Origin of the sequence: Fibrobacter sp. UWB12 (assembly GCF_900142485.1) — a bacterium.
GTDB lineage: Bacteria > Fibrobacterota > Fibrobacteria > Fibrobacterales > Fibrobacteraceae > Fibrobacter.
In genome coordinates this window covers 154,982-173,506 of the sequence record NZ_FRAZ01000001.1, presented here as the reverse complement: position 1 = coordinate 173,506, position 18,525 = coordinate 154,982, and the positions used below count along the sequence as shown (strand labels likewise).

18 protein-coding genes are annotated in these 18,525 nt (G+C 49.5%); 14 read left to right on the top strand and 4 right to left on the bottom strand.

What is annotated here, in order from left to right; genetic code table 11:
• Positions 1–75: 75 nt before the first annotated feature.
• Positions 76–1,197 carry a fibrobacter succinogenes major paralogous domain-containing protein gene (locus BUA34_RS00695; RefSeq protein WP_072826833.1) on the bottom strand — a complete coding sequence of 374 codons (1,122 nt, stop codon included), beginning with the start codon at positions 1,195–1,197 and terminating at the stop codon, positions 76–78.
• 107 nt (positions 1,198–1,304) lie between these two features.
• Between BUA34_RS00695 and purU the strand changes: the two genes are divergently transcribed.
• The 12 genes from purU (at position 1,305) to fusA (ending at position 11,763) form a co-directional block, all read left to right on the top strand.
• On the top strand, positions 1,305–2,144 hold the full coding sequence (gene purU, locus BUA34_RS00690; protein WP_254794257.1) for a formyltetrahydrofolate deformylase: 840 nt from the start codon (positions 1,305–1,307) through the stop codon (positions 2,142–2,144).
• A gap of 9 nt (positions 2,145–2,153) precedes the next feature.
• Positions 2,154–2,765 (top strand): hypothetical protein, encoded by a 612-nt coding sequence (locus BUA34_RS00685; RefSeq protein WP_072826831.1) that lies wholly within the window; start codon positions 2,154–2,156, stop codon positions 2,763–2,765.
• 8 nt (positions 2,766–2,773) lie between these two features.
• Positions 2,774–3,445: an orotate phosphoribosyltransferase gene (gene pyrE, locus BUA34_RS00680; protein WP_072826830.1), complete on the top strand. Its 672-nt coding sequence runs from the start codon at positions 2,774–2,776 to the stop codon at positions 3,443–3,445.
• A gap of 35 nt (positions 3,446–3,480) precedes the next feature.
• Positions 3,481–4,176: a hypothetical protein gene (locus tag BUA34_RS00675; protein WP_072826829.1), complete on the top strand. Its 696-nt coding sequence runs from the start codon at positions 3,481–3,483 to the stop codon at positions 4,174–4,176.
• The gene (locus BUA34_RS00670) at positions 4,173–5,429 is read left to right on the top strand and encodes a hypothetical protein (RefSeq protein ID WP_072826828.1); all 1,257 of its coding nucleotides are present in this window, start codon (positions 4,173–4,175) and stop codon (positions 5,427–5,429) included. The genes BUA34_RS00675 and BUA34_RS00670 overlap by 4 nt, the downstream gene beginning before the upstream one ends.
• A 21-nt stretch (positions 5,430–5,450) precedes the next feature.
• A complete protein-coding gene (locus tag BUA34_RS00665; protein ID WP_072826827.1) occupies positions 5,451–6,842 on the top strand; it encodes a DEAD/DEAH box helicase in 1,392 nt (463 codons plus the stop codon).
• Positions 6,843–6,874: 32 nt separating this feature from the next.
• Positions 6,875–7,261 (top strand): four helix bundle protein, encoded by a 387-nt coding sequence (locus BUA34_RS00660; protein ID WP_072826826.1) that lies wholly within the window; start codon positions 6,875–6,877, stop codon positions 7,259–7,261.
• A gap of 23 nt (positions 7,262–7,284) precedes the next feature.
• Positions 7,285–8,046 (top strand): type I methionyl aminopeptidase, encoded by a 762-nt coding sequence (gene map, locus BUA34_RS00655; protein WP_072826825.1) that lies wholly within the window; start codon positions 7,285–7,287, stop codon positions 8,044–8,046.
• 11 nt (positions 8,047–8,057) lie between these two features.
• The gene (locus BUA34_RS00650) at positions 8,058–8,393 is read left to right on the top strand and encodes a hypothetical protein (RefSeq protein WP_072826824.1); all 336 of its coding nucleotides are present in this window, start codon (positions 8,058–8,060) and stop codon (positions 8,391–8,393) included.
• A gap of 22 nt (positions 8,394–8,415) precedes the next feature.
• On the top strand, positions 8,416–8,703 hold the full coding sequence (locus BUA34_RS00645) for a hypothetical protein (RefSeq protein WP_072826823.1): 288 nt from the start codon (positions 8,416–8,418) through the stop codon (positions 8,701–8,703).
• A 21-nt stretch (positions 8,704–8,724) separates the two neighbouring features.
• Positions 8,725–9,441: an EcsC family protein gene (locus BUA34_RS00640; RefSeq protein WP_072826822.1), complete on the top strand. Its 717-nt coding sequence runs from the start codon at positions 8,725–8,727 to the stop codon at positions 9,439–9,441.
• Between the two features lie 192 nt (positions 9,442–9,633).
• Entirely contained in the window at positions 9,634–11,763 is a 2,130-nt protein-coding gene (gene fusA / locus BUA34_RS00635) for an elongation factor G (RefSeq protein WP_072826821.1), read from the top strand.
• Positions 11,764–12,150: 387 nt separating this feature from the next.
• Here fusA and mazG read toward each other — a convergent pair whose 3' ends face one another.
• Positions 12,151–12,948 (bottom strand): nucleoside triphosphate pyrophosphohydrolase, encoded by a 798-nt coding sequence (gene mazG / locus BUA34_RS00630; RefSeq protein WP_072826820.1) that lies wholly within the window; start codon positions 12,946–12,948, stop codon positions 12,151–12,153.
• A 149-nt stretch (positions 12,949–13,097) separates the two neighbouring features.
• Here mazG and BUA34_RS00625 point away from each other — a divergent pair, with 149 nt between their 5' ends.
• Both BUA34_RS00625 and BUA34_RS00620 read left to right on the top strand, forming a co-directional pair.
• The gene (locus tag BUA34_RS00625; RefSeq protein WP_072826819.1) at positions 13,098–13,997 is read left to right on the top strand and encodes a DNA-processing protein DprA; all 900 of its coding nucleotides are present in this window, start codon (positions 13,098–13,100) and stop codon (positions 13,995–13,997) included.
• A gap of 4 nt (positions 13,998–14,001) precedes the next feature.
• Positions 14,002–14,280: an FtsB family cell division protein gene (locus tag BUA34_RS00620; RefSeq protein WP_072826818.1), complete on the top strand. Its 279-nt coding sequence runs from the start codon at positions 14,002–14,004 to the stop codon at positions 14,278–14,280.
• Positions 14,281–14,372: 92 nt separating this feature from the next.
• Here the strand turns inward: BUA34_RS00620 and BUA34_RS00615 are convergent, their stop codons facing one another.
• Together BUA34_RS00615 and BUA34_RS00610 are read right to left on the bottom strand one after the other, a co-directional pair.
• Positions 14,373–17,429: an efflux RND transporter permease subunit gene (locus BUA34_RS00615; RefSeq protein ID WP_072826817.1), complete on the bottom strand. Its 3,057-nt coding sequence runs from the start codon at positions 17,427–17,429 to the stop codon at positions 14,373–14,375.
• Complete coding sequence (locus tag BUA34_RS00610) at positions 17,429–18,520, bottom strand: efflux RND transporter periplasmic adaptor subunit (RefSeq protein ID WP_072826816.1); 1,092 nt, start codon at positions 18,518–18,520, stop codon at positions 17,429–17,431. The genes BUA34_RS00615 and BUA34_RS00610 overlap by 1 nt, the downstream gene beginning before the upstream one ends.
• Positions 18,521–18,525: the final 5 nt, after the last annotated feature.

Here is an 18,525-nt window from a genome sequence, read left to right as displayed (position 1 = left end):
CCCGGCGCGACGCATTTTGTGCATATAAAAAAAGAGAGCTTTTTAAGCTCTCTTTTTTTGCGCTCTGCGCTAGCCTTAGTTACCGTTAATGCAGCGGACGGAATAGCCGTTGTTCTTAGCAGTAGCCGGAACGAGCTGGCGAACCATCTGGTCACTCATGCGGCCCATAGCCCACAGCCAAATCGTTTCGTTACGACCGTTCTGAGCGCTCCAGAAGCCAGCATATTCGCCCATGTCTTCGTAGCGCACGGTAGACTTGCCGAGAATTTTGCGATAGCCCGAAGAGAAAACGGTAAAGCCGTATTCATCGGTACCGCCACCGCCCTGCCAGCCAGTCGTAGCCTTCATCTTCGTTGCAAAGTTACCGCACTTGTCAACGCCATCATAGCAACCCGTGAGGCCCTTGAGCATGTCGGACCATTCGCGGTCACGCGGCAAATGCCAACCTTCCGGGCAAGCCTTGCGGGCACCTTCCAAGTCATACAAACGACCGCTACGGGCGCAGTAAGAATCCTTGTCTTCATAGCACCAGGAATGACCTTCGACATTGTAGTTCACATTCTGTGCAAACCATTCACGGCCTTCCACCTTGATAATGCGATAAACTTGTCCATCACGCGGGTCGGTAAAAGAAGTAGACTTGTCACGAATTACAGCGCGGTGTTCCTGTTCAGCCTTGCGGAAAGCAGAAAGCTGTTCGCGCTTGTATTTCTGACGGCCTTCGAGTTCTGCCACCCAAGCTTTCTGGGCTTGCGGATTTGTAAACTTTATACGCAAATCGTAGATATTGAACAAATCGTTACCGCATGCAAAATCTACACCAGCGATGTTAATGATAAGATCTTCATTGCCGAAGCGACGCGGCTTGTCGAAATAAGAAATCCAGGCTTCCATTGTATTGCGGCAGTTGTCGTAAAAAGCCGGGTCTTCGACCAACTTAGCAGGAACAGTCATGTTACCCGCAACAGAAAAATCAAACTTGTCATCCAAAACGCGGAACGAAACCGGCTGGACATTCTTGTAATGAGTGTATTGACCAAAACGGATGTCACCGTCAATCTTCGCAGCGGCATAATCGCCCTGCCCTTCGGCATTAAAAATAGCGTCCCACGTTTTCGGTGGAGCCGCAAAAACCTGCGCAACAGACAGCATAAGCACAGAGCAAATTCCTAATTTGAACAATTTAAATTTCTCCATTTTTTTATCCTTTTTATTTACTTACTGCAATGTTAGTTATTTTTTGTCTACTTGGAAATAAAATATTTGGTAACATGGCCTAAATTTTTTAATATTATAGTATGTCTATGACTCGTTACATTCTTCAAATTCTTTGTCCCGACCAAAAAGGGCTTATTGCCGGCACAACGCAAGTTCTTGCCAAAGCCGGAGCTAATATCATCGACCTCCAGCAACATACCGCCAAGGATATCGAAACTTTTTTCTTGCGCGCCGTATTCGACATTGAGTCAGACGACGTTCCCGAAGTCAAAAGACATCTCGAGACCATCGCCCCGCACCTCCAGCTCAACTGGAAACTTTTCGACACCTCCAAGACCGAACGCGTTGCCATTTTCGTATCCAAGACCGACCATTGCCTTTACGACTTGCTTCTCAAGCACCGCGATGGCGACCTTCCCTGCGAATTCAGCTGCATCGTCGGCAACCACCCGGACCTTGGCCCCGTAGGCGGCTCCTTTGGCGTGCCGTTCTACTATGTGCCGTCCAACCCGGATAAGAGCATTCCCGAAAACCGTTTCCGCGAGATTATCGAAGAAACGAAAACCGATACAATCGTCCTCGCCCGCTACATGCAGATTTTGAGCGAGAACTTTACCGAAGAATTCAAGTACCGCATCATCAACATCCACCACGGGTTCCTCCCGGCATTCAAGGGTGCGAAGCCTTATCACCAGGCATGGCACAAGGGTGTGAAGATTATCGGTGCAACAGCGCACTTTGCCACAGAAGACCTTGACCAAGGTCCAATCATTTGCCAAGACATCCAGCGCGTTCCTGAAACCGCAAGCATCGATGAACTTGTTGAACTCGGCAAGGACATCGAAAAGCGCACGCTTTCACAAGCGCTCAAACTCTGGCTTGAACACCGCGTGTTTGTTCACGCCGGCAGAACGTTTATTCTCTAGGAGTCACCAATGTCCGAAGAAATTCAGAATGAAGCCCCCGTCCAGGAACCGACTGTTTCTGCCGACAACAATGTCAAGGCCGAAGCTACAGCCGAAGTCAAACAGACAATTATCGAGCCCAATGATGATAAAGAAATCGTCAATCCTTTGACTGGCGAGGTAATTCGTCCCGCAAAACACAAAGAAGAGTCTTCGAACTCTCCTTACAAGCAGTTCAAACCGGAAACGTACGTCAACCCGATGACAGGCGAAGAAGAACAGACCACAATCGGTGGCCCCCAGGTCATTATCAAAAAGGACCGCGGACTTGCCTACTACGTAGGATTCGCTCTGCTCGTTGTCTTGAGCTTTGCCTTCTTCTTCTTGCCGGGCATTACCATCACGTTTGCAGCAAGCCGCCTCGTCGACTTGAACACATCTGCAGCGTGGGTATTCAGCACCATTCTGAGCTTTGGCGTTTGGCTCATTTTCAAGCTGAAAATCAAGGGATTCGAAAAATCTTTCCATAGCTATTTGGTACTTTGCGTGATATGCTTGGTGTCGCTGTTCGCCATCCAGTTTATTACCGATTACAACATAATCTCTGAAGTTGTAGCGCTCCTCATCGGAGCTAAAGCCTAGGATATTCAATGAACAATACAGATACTTTTGTACACTTTCTCGTAGAATCTGGCGCCCTCAAGTTCGGCAACTTCGTGACCAAGAGCGGTCGCGAAACGCCTTACTTTATCAACACCGGAGAGTTCCGCACGGGAGCATCCCTTTCTAAGCTCGCCGAATTTTACGCAGCAGCATTCATGGTTCACTTCGACGGCAAAGCCCAGAACCTTTACGGTCCGGCCTACAAGGGCATTCCGCTTTGCGCCGCAACCGCAATGAAGCTTTCTGACCTTTATGCCCAGAACCTCACGTTCACGTACAACAGAAAAGAAGTCAAGGATCACGGTGAAGGTGGTTCTCTCGTCGGTTACAAGTACACCGAAAAGACGAATGTTGTCATCATCGAAGACGTGATTACCGCAGGTACATCCGTCAACGAAACGATGCAGGCTCTTTCGCAAATCGAAAATGCAAACGTCGTCGGTCTTTTGATTTCTGTAGACCGTAAGGAAAAGCTCGAAAACGGCAAGTCCGCACTCCAGACTGTTCAAGATGAATACGGCATCGAAGCCCATTCCATCGTGAACATCAACAACATCATAGCATTCCTCGAAAACGAAGAAAACCGCAAGGCAATCAACGCTCCCGAAGGAATCCTTGATCGAGTCTACGCTTACCGTGAAAAGTGGGGCGCAGTCTAAACTGCAAAGGCGTCCTGCGAAATCCACGAGTGCAAATGACGTTTAAGAAGTCAATTTTATCCATTGGATTTGCAATCTGCATGCTCACCGGGTGTGCAGATTCTTATCATTGGACAACAAGCCACCCAGCATACCATAAGGCCCCTTATGGCGGTATTGCGGTGACAGGCATCGAAAACGCATTTGTGATTACTCGTTCCAACTGGTTTGCAAAGCGCCTCGAAATCGGCACGGATAGCATCCAAATTAAAGGAACGCTCCACTGCCGAAACACATTTGAGACTGAATTGCGCAAAGCGTACGGGAATCTCATCGTTCTCCCCGATACCGCCAATACCAAGTTTCCCGAAGAAAGCCTAAAACTCGATGAACGTATTTTCATCAAGGGGCACATCCCGGAACAAGGGGTAGCACTCAAGGACACTGCCGGCAATGTTCCGCCCGTTGTTTTGATTTTGCATGAATTCATTATCGGCACAGACTTGAAGCGCGAAAATTTCTTTGACTATGCGCTAATTCATAACGAAAGTGGCAGCATTCGTAAGCCCGATAACGTCAGCGCCATATTCTCATACACGCTTTGGGACAACTTAAAACAGCGGCCATTGTTCAGCGCCGTTGACGAAATACAGCAGCCCATAACCACTTACAAGATTTCGAACCTGACGAATCTCGTCCAGATGGCCGTCCAAAAAATCCGCAAGAATCTTTACGAAGGAGTTGTCAAATGAAAAAACTCCTCGCCATTCTTTTATTCCTTGCGGCATTTGCCAGCGCCTCCGAAGTTTACTTCGATTCAAAATTTACGCTTTGGAAAGACGCCACCATCTTGATTTGGACACTCGACGGCAATTCGCCTGTCAGCACTAACGAATTTTGTCTATCGCTCCGCCGTAACAACACCGGAATCGGTGAACCCAAATGCCGTGAACTCGGAGAATGGGAGCGCGACACCATAGCCACACGCTATGGCACTTGGCTCTCGAATAACTTAGAAAAGGGTTTGCCGCCAGTTTATTTACGCGCAAGGCATCCAGGCATGGCTGCTAAAATCCAAGCGCTAGAAGACAACATAGTCCTCTTCCTTGCGCCACAGGGAAAATTTATCCAAGTTGCCATTTTTAATGAAACGACACAAGAACCGCAAGCAGCTGGCATCGTAAAAGCCAATAGCGACAAGGTTGCTCTCGGCGATGACATAGCAGCAACGTTCTTCGACAAGCGAACCAAGCGCCGCCTGACCAAAGAAGAACGCCTTAAAATGCAAACGGAACCCGATGACCTCTACAAAGAAGTTCCCAATCTCAAGATTTGGGCAGGTGTCGGTGTTGGTTTTTCACAGGCCCATTTCCCGCTCACCCCGGATAACTGGACAAGCAGCCATACCAGAAGCCGCGTCCGCAACTACCGAGTAACAAAGGATTCCGTAAGCCTTTGGAATTTTATCGACGATGCAGACCCGTTCCTCAGTCTTTACGCAGGTCTCACTTGGCATGGATTTATCGGTATTGAATTCTTGTACCGCTATTCCAACCGTCACATGAAATTAGACAAAGCCGATACAGTCTACAAAGAACTCGATCATTGGGATTTTGGACAACATGATATTGGGCTCAATGCGCTCTTGTCCATGACATACCCCATCACGCCATGGCTAGACATTACACCGCTCTTTTTCCTCGGATTCCAATACACCTTCTATGTCGAAGATATTGAGCTGAAGAAAGGAGTTAAAAATCCATCACGCGCTTACAAGTACCGCATTAAATTCGAAGACCTTTATAAGGGCGCCCTCGTAGGCGTTGGCGGTCAATTCGTTTTCAAAAAGCATTACGGGGTCGATTTACGAGCAGGGATTTCGAGTCGCGGCCGTGACATCTATGAAGCCCCCTCCCCCGATGCAGGCGCCGCAGCCACTACAATCGGCAAATCCACCATCGATTGCTTTATAAGCCTCGGGTTTGAATACCATTGGACTCTATAATTTGCTAAATTTGCCGTCACTATGAGTGACGAAATTAAAGAAGAAACGAAAGAAAGAGTAAATCCGTTTTTAACGCCTGTCAAAATTATCGAGCCCAAGAACAAGCTCCCCGATTATACGTTTGATATGCTCCCCGAAGAACAGAAGGCTATTCTCCGGGAACACGGCTGGACCGAATTGATGCCTGTCCAGCGCAAATCCATCCCTTACATGCTCGCCGCCCGCGATATGCTCGTGCAATCGAAGACGGGTTCGGGCAAGACGGGCGCATATGCCCTCCCGCTTTTACAGGTCATTGTCCGTGACCACCCGTATCCGCAGGCACTTATCCTTGTGCCGACTCGAGAACTCTGCATCCAAGTGCAAGAAGAATTCGAAAAGCTCTCGAAGGGTACTGGCATCAAGTCTGTCGCCATCTTTGGTGGCGTAAGTTACGAACCGCAAATCAAGGCTCTCCGTTCCGGCGTTCATGTGATTGTCGCTACTCCGGGCCGCCTTATGGACCATATCCAGCGCGGCAATGTCGACTTGCTTTCTATCCGCGACCTCGTTCTCGACGAAGCCGACGAAATGCTCTCAATGGGTTTCTACCCCGACATGCAGAAGATCCGCAAGTACTTGCCGAAGGCCATCTCCTGCACAATGTACAGCGCCACGATTCCGCAGACGGTCAAAAGCCTTGCCCGTGAATTCCAGCGCCCAGGTGCCGATTTCCTTTCGCTCAGCTACGACAAGGTCATCGCGAACAACCTCGAACACCGCTACTACACTTGCGACGTGATGGAAAAGGATTCCATGACCATCAAGGTTCTGGAATACTACCATCCCGAAAGCTGCATGATTTTCTGCAACTACAAGCGTGACGTGAGCTACTTGGAACAGGTGCTTTCCGGTTATGGTTTTGAAGTCGGAGCCCTCAGTGGCGACGTGGCTCAGAACCTCCGCGAAAAGACACTCAACGCCTTCCGCGACAAGAAGCTCAAGATTCTCATCTGCACAGACGTTGCCGCCCGCGGTATCGACGTGGACCACGTGACGCACGTGATTGTCTACGACCATCCCGCCGACCACGAAGTCTATGTGCACCGCAGCGGACGTACCGCCCGTGCAGGCCGCAGTGGTCTCTGCATTTCGCTCATCACACCGGTCGAAGAAATCGATTTGCGCCAGACTGCAGTTGATTTCGGTATCAACTTCATCAAGATGGACCCGCTCACAAACGACGAAATCGCAAAGAAGGTGAGCGAACGAACCAAGGTCCGCCTCGAAGAAGTCCGCAAGCACTTCGGCGGTCAAAAAGCAACCGAACGCATCAGCCGCATGCTCCCGCTCGTAAAAGACCTTGCGAACGGCACGACCGACGACCAGATGCTACTTGCCTACCTGCTCGACAGATTCGCATGGAAAAAGTAGGTTACAGGTTTTAGGTTGTAGGTTTTAGGAAAATGCGAGAATACCATTCTCTTGAAATATGGAAAAGAAGCCATCAATTCACACTTAATGTGTATGAATTGACTAAAACCTTTTTTCCAAAAGAAGAACTTTTTGTTCTAACCTCACAACTTAGACGATCTGTAACATCAATTCCAACTAATATCGCAGAAGGTTGTGGAAGAAAGACAAATACTGAATTAGCAAGATTTCTTCAGATATCACTAGGTTCTGCGGCTGAATCAGAATATCAATTACTACTTGCAAAAGATTTACATTACATAAGTGACGATATTTTTAACAAGTTTAATTCAGAAATCATCGAAATAAAGAAAATGCTCAACGCGTTTATTCAACATCTACCCCCAGATGCAAAATCTGAAATTAAACCTAACCCCTAACACCTATTACCTAATTCCTAACAATGGCTAAGATCAAAGTAAAATCCGCAAAAGAAATCGAACTGATCCGCGATGCCGGCGCTCTCGCTGCCGAAACGCTGATCCGTGCGGGCGAAATGTGCAAGCCCGGCGTCTCCACGCTCGAAATCGATGAATTCATCGGCGACTACACTCGCCAGCACAAGGGCATCTCCGCATGCATGGGCTACCACGGCTATCCGCGCTACGCCTGCATCAGCATCAACGAAGTTGTCTGCCACGGCATCCCGAACGCAAACACCATCCTCAAGGATGGCGACATCGTGAACATCGACATCACGACAATCCTCTCCGGCTACCATGGTGATACATCCGCCATGTTCTGCGTCGGCAAAGTTTCTGACATTGCCCGCGAACTCGTGGACACGGCCAAGTTCTGCATGGAAGAAGGCATCCGCGCTGCAGGCGAAAGAGGCGCCCACTGGAACGACATCGGCTGCGCCATTCAGGACATCGCCGACGAACACGGCTTTAGCGTCGTCGAAGACTACTGCGGTCACGGCATCGGTCGCGGCTTCCACGAAGAACCGACCGTCTACCACTTCCGCAACTACGAACGTTGCCCGTTCATCGAAGTTGGTAACGTGTTCACTGTCGAACCGATGCTCAACGTCGGTCGCCCGGGAACGAAGACTCTCGCTGACGGTTGGACCGCAGTGACCCGTGACGGCTCCCTCAGCGCCCAGTGGGAACACACTGTCGTGAAGACCAAGGATGGCATTGACATTCTCACGCTTCCGCGATAGACGAATCAACCATGTCCTTCCTCAGCAACGCCCGCGACAAGGCAGTCGAATTCTTTTTTCAGCGTAACGATTTCTTCAAGCAATTTGGAGAAATCCAAAACGTTGATATCGACTCGCAAGAAAACCAAGCAAACATCACCATCCTTCTGCATGGGGAAACGGTCCCCACTCTTCTTTGCACCCACTATTGCTTTGAAGATACTGACGAAGGAACGTTGATTGTTATAAACAAAGTTGATAGTCCGAGAGAGATGATCAACGAAATCGCCGCGTGGTGGTTCAAGAGCCATTCCATCAAGAAAGCACTCCCCAAAGGCACAGGCTTATTCGCCAAAATTTTGTTCTAACTGGCACCGAAGGAATTTTAGAATGAACGAACAACTTCAAAAAGTCTTCAACAATATTTCTTTCAGCGTCAACGCCGAGAAACAGACGATGGACCTTACCGTCCTCCCGCATGGCGAAACAACTCCCATTTCTTTCCATTTGAACTACAAACTCGTAGAAAATGGCGAAGAAACCGAAATAATCGTCGAAAAAATCGCCTCCGATCGCATTTGGGTCGACGAAATTGTGCACTTGTGGCTAGAAAAAAGTAATTTTCAATATAGGATTCCCCAAAACCTCTCAAGAATTGTTAAAATGTTCTTGAAATAGGAGAAAAAAAGGAGCAAGCCCATGTTGAATTTTAAAGAATACAAAGACAAAAAAAGCGAATCCATCCAGGAACTGTTTAACTCAATCGTCTTCAACCTGATTACGGACATTCCGGACTCGCTCCTTTGCCCAAATAACGATCCCGACAAGCGTGCCGACGTGCTTATCAAGCAAGCTGCGTTGAAGGCCGCTACCGTGAGTACTTCTCTTTCTATCCCGGCTGGTTTTACCGGAGTCTTGACTTCCATCCCAGATATTGCCGCGGTATGGCGCATCCAAGCCCAGCTTGTCTCGGACATCGCCTGCACCTACGGCAAGTTCGCCATGCTCAGCCGCGAAGCCATGGTATGGTGCCTTTTCCGCCACAGCGCAGCATCGCTCCTTCGTGATGTAGCCGTCCGCACCGGCAGCCGCATCGTGGTCCAGAAGCTTTCGCTCACGGCACTGCAGAAGTTGCTCCAGAAAATCGGTGTCAAGATTTCTGCAAACTTCCTCGGACGCATCGCCCTCCGTGCCATCCCCGCCATTGGCGCTATCGGTAACGGCGCATACACCTACTTCGACACCACCGAAGTCGGCAAGACCGCAATGGCATATTTCAAAGCACTCGAAGGAGTCGAAAAGCCTGAACTTGTCGAAAACAGCATCGACAAGGATCCCGATTCCAGCGAATCCAAAGAAGAATCCGCCGAAAAGAGCGAAAGTGACACAACTGACGCTCCGGAAGAAAACGTTTAAACAAAACTTTTCTCATAAATGTTTTCAAAAAGCAGCCTGTTTTAAGGTTGCTTTTTACATTTTTCGCTATTTTAAGCCAAATTCTCCCCCTTTTATACTATCAAATGAAAAAGCGCCCTTGAGTTCCCCCCAAAATTTTCTATTTTTGGGCGCAACATTCAATAACATCAACTCCATTAGTGGAATAAAAATATGAAAGACATCCAACTGCACAGAAATATTGGTATTTCTGCCCACATCGACTCTGGTAAGACTACTCTTACCGAACGTATCCTTTACTTCACAAAGCGTATTCACGCTATCCACGAAGTTCGTGGTAAAGACGGCGTCGGTGCCACGATGGACTCCATGGAACTTGAACGCGAACGCGGTATCACGATTCAGTCTGCCGCTACCTTCGCAAACTGGACCCACACCAAGACCGGTGAAAAGGACTCCATCAACATCATCGATACCCCGGGGCACGTGGACTTCACGATCGAAGTGGAACGTTCTCTCCGCGTGTTGGACGGTGCTATCCTCGTCCTCACTGGCGTTGAAGGCGTCCAGTCCCAGTCTATTACCGTTGACCGCCAAATGCGCCGTTACCATGTGCCGCGCGTCGTGTTCGTGAACAAGTGCGACCGCTCTGGTGCAAATCCGCTCCGCGTTGCAGTCATGCTCAAGGAAAAGCTCAACCACAAGCCGTGCGTCATGCAGATTCCTATAGGTTTGGAATCCAATCTTAAGGGCGTGGTCGACCTTCTCGAAATGAAGGCATACTACTTCGAAGGCGACAACGGCGACGACATGATCGAAAAGGAAATCCCGGAAGAACTCGTCGACCAGGCTAACGAATACCGCGAAAAGCTCGTTGACTGCTGCGCTGACTACAGCGACGAAGTCATGGAAAAGGCTATGGAAGGCCAGTATGGCGTCGACCAGATCGACAAGGCCCTCCTCAAGAAGGTTATCCGCGAAGCTACCATCCGTCTCGACATCACTCCGGTGTTCATGGGTTCTGCTCACAAGAACATTGGTGTCCAGAAGCTCCTCGACGGTGTTATCGACTTCCTCCCGTGCCCGACCGACGTTGAAAACAAGGCTCTCGACCTCGACAACAACGAAGCTGAAGTTATCCTCAAGTCCGAAGACAACGCACCGCTCGTCTGCTACGCATTCAAGCTCGTGAACGACCGCTATGGCCAGCTCACCTACGTCCGCGTTTACCAGGGTACCCTCAAGAAGGGCGACATGATCACCAACATGGCAACCGGCAAGAAGGTTTCCGTTGGCCGTCTCGTCCGTATGCACGCTGACGAAATGGTGGATATCACCGAAGCCGGTGCAGGCGACATCGTTGCTCTGTTCGGTATCGACTGCGCATCCGGTACGACATTCACGGATGGCAAGAACCACTACAACATGACTTCTATGCACGTTCCTAACCCGGTTATCGAACTTGTTATTGAAGCCAAGAACCGTGACGACCTCGACAACATGTCCAAGGCCCTCAACCGCTTCACGAAGGAAGACCCGACGTTCCAGGTCGAAGTTGACAAGGAATCTGGTCAGACCATCATCAAGGGTATGGGCGAACTTCACCTTGACGTTTATATCGAACGTATGCGCCGTGAATACAAGTGCGACGTGACGACTGGTGCTCCGCAGGTTGCTTACCGCGAAACCATCACCCGCCCGGCCAAGTTCGACTACACTCACAAGAAGCAGACTGGTGGTTCTGGTCAGTACGCTAAGGTCGTCGGTGAAATGCGTCCGATGGCTGTCGAAGGCGACCAGGAAAAGGTCTACAACTTCGTCAACTCCGTTGTCGGTGGCCGTATTCCGAAGGAATACATCCCGTCTTGCGACAAGGGTTTCCAGAGCTGCATGGAAGCAGGTTCTTTGATCGGCTTCCCGGTTGTGGGTATCGAAATGGAAGTTCAGGATGGTGCATTCCACCCGGTCGACTCCTCTGATATGGCGTTCCAGGTTGCAGCTCGTATGGCCTTCCGCGAAGCTTTCGCCAAGGCTGGTGCTCAGATCCTCGAACCGATCATGAAGGTCGAAATCCAGACTCCGACCGAATTCCAGGGCGGCGTTGTGGGTAACGTTTCTCAGCGTCGTGGTGCTATCACTGGCACTAGCGAAGAACTCGGCATGACCACCATCACCGCTGAAGTTCCGCTTTCCGAAATGTTCGGTTACGCTACGGACCTCCGTTCCATGACCCAAGGTAAGGCTGAATTCACGATGGAATTCTGCAAGTACCTCCCGGTTCCGAAGAACATCCAGGAAGAACTCATCAAGAAGTACGGCGACAAGGTCAAGGCAAGAGCTTAATCCAAGCCAAACCAGCTAAAACTTCTCGAAAGTTTAAAAAGGCCTGCAACGAAAGTTGCAGGCCTTTTTGTTTCCCAAACACCCTAATGAGCCCTCTATCATTCCACTCATGTTCCCTACGGCGCCCAAATCACGCCTAACGTAATCATGACAAAGGAAGAGCCCCGCAAGGGAGCTCACGGGACTCTCATGATAACGTAACACTAGTAAGTTCTACTCCGCGATTCGATCCGGCTTCCCGTCTCAGAACCAGAATTTACTGGTGTCACATGAATAATATAACGCGGGAATGATTAGCGCGGACAAAAAATATTTACGAAGCTAGTTCCCAAAAAGAACATTCCAATATGGAATAGCGGACAATGACTACTGACCAATGACCATTGACTAATGACTAAGCTTCGCTTCTTTCCAGATTTTTTGCAGGCCTTCTAGCCCCACATCCTTGATTTCCTTGCCCTGTTCCTTGACACGGCGTTCCACTTCGCGGAAACGTTTTTCAAATTTGTTGTTAGCACGTTGCAAAGCGATATTCGCATTAAAGCCGCAATGGCGAGCCACATTCACCAAGCTAAACATGATGTCGCCGAATTCATCTTCGAGGCGATCTACGTTCGCATTTTCAGAAGAAACATTTTCCATTTCTGCACGGAATTCAGCAAATTCTTCTTGAGCCTTGTCAAACACTGGCCCTGGTTCGCCCCAGTCAAAACCGACTTTAGCAACTCGGCGAATAATGTCTTGCGAACGCGCGAGCGTAGGCATGCTCTTGCTAACTTTATCCATAATAGACTGCCCAGCATGCTTTAAGTTGTTCTTTTCTTGAGCCTTGATACGCTCCCAACGGCGACTGACTTCATTTGCATTATCGACTTGAGCATCACCAAACACATGCGGATGCCTGCGTACCATTTTTTCACAAAGGCCTTGAATTACATCGTCAATGGAAAAATCGCCTTGTTCCTTACAAACCTGCGAATGGAAAATGACTTGGAAAAGCACATCGCCAAGTTCTTCGCACATGTGTTCCTTGTCGCCCTCTTGAGCGGCATCGATAAACTCACAACTTTCTTCAACCAAATACGGCAACAGCGAATGTGTATCCTGCTTGCGGTCCCATGGGCAACCATTCTCCGAACGGAGGCGCGCCATAATATCAACCAAATCGTTAAACGAGTATTTCATGCTATAAAAGATAGAAAGTATAACGGGCCCTTGTTTTTGCTCCATAAATTCAGTAAATTAGTTACACCATTATTTATACCGTTAATTTTATCGTTTCCTATATCGTTACGTTTATCAAATTACCATGGCGCCTTGCGCTTGAAAAAAATATGGAAACGAATCTTTTTTACAACGAACCTTACCACGAACTTACCCGCGACAATTATCCGCTCCTTCTCGGTGCATCCAAATTCTGCCCCAAACGGCTTTTTTGCAAAGGTACACTCCCCTCCGCTGATAAAATTGGAATCGCGATGGTCGGCACCCGCCGCCCAACAGCCTCCGCCGAAGAACTTTGCAGGCGGCTTGTAGCATCGCTTAAAGGCACAAATGCTATCGTCATTTCTGGGCTTGCCCAAGGTATTGACTGCTATTGCCACAAAGCAGCCCTTGACGCCGAGATTCCAACGACAGCCGTCCTCGCGCAAGGGCTAGATGCAAAAATCGACGGAGAACGCGCAACTATCGCAGAGCGCATTTTGCAAGCCGGAGGTGCACTCCTGAGCGAATATGAAGGCGACACTCCCGCCTACAAGGGGAACTTCATCGCACGGAACCGCATCATCAGCGGGCTTAGCCAAGCAACGCTCGTCGTCCAAAGTCGCCAAAAGGGAGGCGCCCTCCTCACCGCGCAATTCTGCCTAGACGAAGAGAAGTTACTCCTCGCCATCCCCGGGAATTTTGACTGTGACCTCTATAGCGGAACCAACGCACTCCTCGACAGCGGACGCGCAAAGCCCGTATTCATTCCTGAAAGTTTGCGTTCTGTAGCAGGGGTTCCATTCCTCGAAGGGGCTAAAATCGAGCAGCTTACGACATGCGGAGTGCAACTATCGAGCGCGGCACAGAAGGTTTTCGACCGTTTTAACGGGTTCCGCAAAACATTTTCGGAACTTCAAGAAGATTTTGACTTTAAGGCACCGGAACTTTTAGCTATATTGACGGAGCTAGAAATATCTGGTCTAGTCACATCAAAGGACAACTTCCAATTCTATTTTAACGGAGCATAATTAGTTGCACATTCGACTTATTATTGGAATTGCCACCTCGATTACCTTCGCGTTCCTGGTGTTCCACTTGCTGTTCGGCAAGAACAGCATCCCGGAGCAGCGTAGAATTGCAAAAGAAATCAAGCTCTACCAGATGCAGATTGACTCGCTCGCCAAAGTTATCGAAGAACGCGACGAGCTCATCCAAAAATTAAAGACCGATTCCCTCTACAAAGAAGAAATTCTACGTACCCGCTACGGCATGAGCCGTGAAAACGAGAAAGTATTTCAGCTTGTTAAGTAGTTGGTAGAACTTAGACCGCTTCGCTCTTAGAACTTAGATAGATTGCCGCGCTTCGCTCGCAATGACGTTTTTCACAATTCTAAGCTCTAAACCTACGCCATTTTGCTTGCGTCACTGCGGACGGATTCGACCTTCCCTGCAAAGAAGCTATAGGCGGCAGGCACAATAAAGAGCGTCATGAACGTAGCAAACGTAAGACCGCCTACAATAGCAACACCCATTGCAATGCGGCTCGGGGTGCCGGTCAAGATGAGCGGCACCGCGCCCAATACCGTAGAAAGGCTCGTCATGAGGATTGGGCGGAAGCGGCGTTCCGCCGCCATCCGAGCCGCTTCGAGCTTGCTGCATCCGGTATTTTCTGCAATCTGGTTTGCAAATTCCACAATCAAAATTCCGTTCTTCGTTACAAGAGCAATCAACAAAATCAAAGCAATTTCGCTAAAGATATTGAGTGTCTGGCCCGTGACAAACAAGCTCACCAATGCACCCGAAAGCGCAAGTGGCACCGTAAAGAAAATCACGAACGGAGCGCGGAAACTTTCAAACTGCCCGGCAAGCACCAAGAACACAAGCGCAAGCGCAAGCATGAACACCACATACAAGCCCGAAGAACTTTCTTCAAATTCCTTCGACGATCCCGAAAGCGTAGTGCTCACACTCGGGTAATCCTTCAACAACTTCTTTGCAATGCGGCGCATTTCTTCGACGCCATCGCCAATCGTCTTGCCCGGTACAAGGCCAGCCTGGATTGTAGCAGCGCTAAAGCGGTTGTAACGCGGGAGTGATGGCGATGCGGACTGTTCCTTATACGTGATAAAGTTGTCCAAGCTCACCAGCTCACCCTTGCCGTTCTTGACCGTGAGCATCGAAAGGTTTTCTGGCGTATCGCGGTACTGATAACCGACTGCGCCAATAATATCGTACTGACGGCCGTCCTTATAGTAATCACCATAGGTCTGATCGCTAATAGCAAGCTGTACGGCCTGCGCAATGTCATTCACAGACACGCCTTCTTCGTTTGCCTTGTCGCGCAAAATCTCGATATGGAGTTCCGGCTTCGTGAAGCGCAAGTTGCTGTTCACCACGCTAAACACAGGGCTCTTGCTTGCCGCTTCTTCGAATTTCGGCACAAGGTCACGCAACACTTCGATGTTCGGAGCCTGCAACACAAACTGCACCGGGAGGCCACCGCGCTGCGTACTGATGCTCTGCGGTTCAAACACCATCACGCGCAAATCCGGATATTCGTTACCAAGCACCTGAATCACTTGGGCAATTTCACTCTGCGGACGGCGAGCCTTCTTGTCATCGTTCAAGAACAATCGCATTCTCGAATTGCCTGCATTCCAAGCTCCCGCCTGGAATTCCGTATATTCATTAGAATCAAGAATTGAAGTCACTTCATCGACAAATTCATCGGCCATGCGCTTGGTGCGCGAGAGGTTCACGCCTTCGGGCATGCTCATGTTCACCATCACGGCATTAGAGTCTTCAGTCGGCGCCATTTCGCTACTCATGTTATTGAAGCAGAAATACGCTGCCACAAACAGAGCCGCCACAATCGGGAACAACAGAAAACGCAACCGAAGGAATCCGCCCAACAAGCGGGAATAAAGTCCGTTGAAGCCTTCAAAGAACGGTTCTGTAATGCGGAAAAACCATCCCTGTTTCTGGCGTTTCAAGAATTTCGAACAAAGCATCGGTGAAAGAGTTAAAGCGCACAAAGTCGAAAGGAACACCGTTCCAATCATCACCGCCACGAATTCACGGAACAAAAGCCCCGTCGTGCCCCCCAACGCAAGGACAGGCACAAATACGGTCATAAGCACAATCGAAGTTGCAATCACGGCAAAGAAGATTTCGTTAGTTCCAGCAACAGCAGCCTGCTTCGGTGTCATGCCATTTTCAATCTTGTGGTAAATATTTTCCACAATCACAATAGCATCGTCCACGACAAGGCCAATCGCCAAGACCATCGCCAAAAGCGTGAGCACATTGATACTGAACCCGCAGAGGTAAAGTACAAAGAAGCTACCAATCACAGATACAGGCACCACGACCATCGGGATAAACGTCGTGCGACCTTCGCGGAGGAACGCAAAGATAATTGCAATCACAAGCACAAATGCAATAAAGATGGTCTCCACCACTTCCTTGATAGAAGCGCGAATGTTAATCGAAGTATCGCGACCATAAAGCAGTTCTACGCTTTCGGGAATTTCACGGCGGATGTCTTCGACACGCTTGTAAAACTCATTTGCAATTTCCACATGGTTACTGCCCGGCTGCGCCATGAGTGCAAGCGTAATGGAATTCTTGCCGTTACGTCTAAAACCGGTACGCGTATCTTTCGGTTCGTAATGGATGTCCGCCACATCAGAAATGCGAATGACGGTTCCATCTTCAGCCGTTCTCACAGCAATGTTGCCAAACGACTTCGGATCGAGAACTCGGCCAAGCGTACGGATAGAAAGTGTCGTTTCGCTACCTTCAATCGAACCAGACGGAAGTTCCAAGTTTCCTTGTTTCAAAGCTGCCGCCATTTGCGCACCCGAGACGCCCAGAGCCTGCATACGGATGGGGTCAATCCAAAGGCGCACTACCGGACGTTTTTCGCCCCAAATAGCCACTTCAGAAACACCGTTAATAGTCTGCAAGCGTTCCTTCACGTGGTTGTTTGCAATTTCAGAAACTTCCATCGGGTCGAGCTTATCGCTCACAAGGCTCACCATCAAAATCGGGTCGCTATCGCTATCGGACTTGTAGACCGTCGGTTCATCGACATCGTCCGGCAAGCGGCGACGCACACGGCTCACGCGGTCGCGGATTTCGTTTGCAGCCGCTTCCAAGTCCATGCCCGTTTCAAATTCAATGCTGATGTAAGAGAATCCATCGCGGCTTGTAGAAGTGAGTGCCTTGATACCTGATGCACTATTGATGGACGCTTCCAAGATTTCAGTCACTTCGGCTTCCACGACTGCAGCGTTTGCGCCGGGGTAAGAAGTACGCACCTGAATCAAAGGATAGTCGACGTTCGGGTATTCACGAATACCGAGTGAAGTCAAGCCAAAAAAGCCAAGCAACAGGATGACAAGCGCCATCACTGTCATAAGCACCGGGCGACGAACAGAGAGTTGGCTAACGCTCATTACTCCACCTCGTAATTAATCGAGTGACGGAGTCCCTTAATCTTGACATCAGCGCCCGGACGCAAGCTCACAATGCCGGAAACGATCACCGTATCGCCAACATCAAGTCCCGAAAGCACCTGCACAGACATCGGCGTACGAAGCCCCGTCGTGATATGCTTGATTTTAGCCTTGCCGCCCTGGCTTACAAACACGTAAGCGCCTTCCCTGTCGAGAATCATCGCTTCGGACGGGATCGTAAAACTCTGCACGTTGCTTGCTTCCATCGCAACATTCACGCTCACAAAGCTACCTGCAATGAATTCGCCCTTTGCGTTATCGACATCGACCATCACGCGACGAGTGCGGCTGCTCTCAGAAATCACGGCATCTAGCGCAGAGACAACACCGAACTTTTCAACGTTGCGTTCCGAATCCTTGAGAGAAATCTTGTCGCCCACCTTGATGACAGACGCATAGCGCTGCGGGAGCGAGAACTTCGCCTTGAGGCGATTGACCTCGCTGAGTTCTGCAATCGGCGTCCCAGAATTGAGCCAGGCGCCCACAGAAACATCCACAAATCCAAGCTTGCCGCTAAACGGTGCACGCACTTCGGTTTTTGCAAGTTGAGCGCGAATCAGCTCAACACTAGCCTGAGCAGACTTGAGCGAAGCTTCTGCTGATTCCAAGTCCTGCTTTGTAGCTCCGTTCTTTTCAAAGAGACCGCGGACACGCTGTTCCTTTTGTTCTGCAAGCATCTTGTTCGATTCAGCCTGCTTAAGCTGTGCACGGAGTTCGGAATCATCAATTTTAGCAAGGAGCGCACCCTTCTTGACCATAGCGCCGTCCTTCGCTGTAAGGCTCACCAAGCGGCCAGAAGTCGCCGCCGAAAGCGAAACGCTATTCTTTGGCACGAGAGTCGCCATCGTCTGGAAATTCTTGCCTTGCGATGAAAGCTCGGCCACATAACCTTCGACATTCAGCACGCGCTGAGCGCCACCCTTTTTACCCCCATTGCCTTTGCCACCAGGAGCACCCTTGGCGGAATCGTCTTTACTACCACAAGCAACAAGAAGAAGAGAAGATAAGGCTATTAGAAGAAGGTGTTTCATATTTT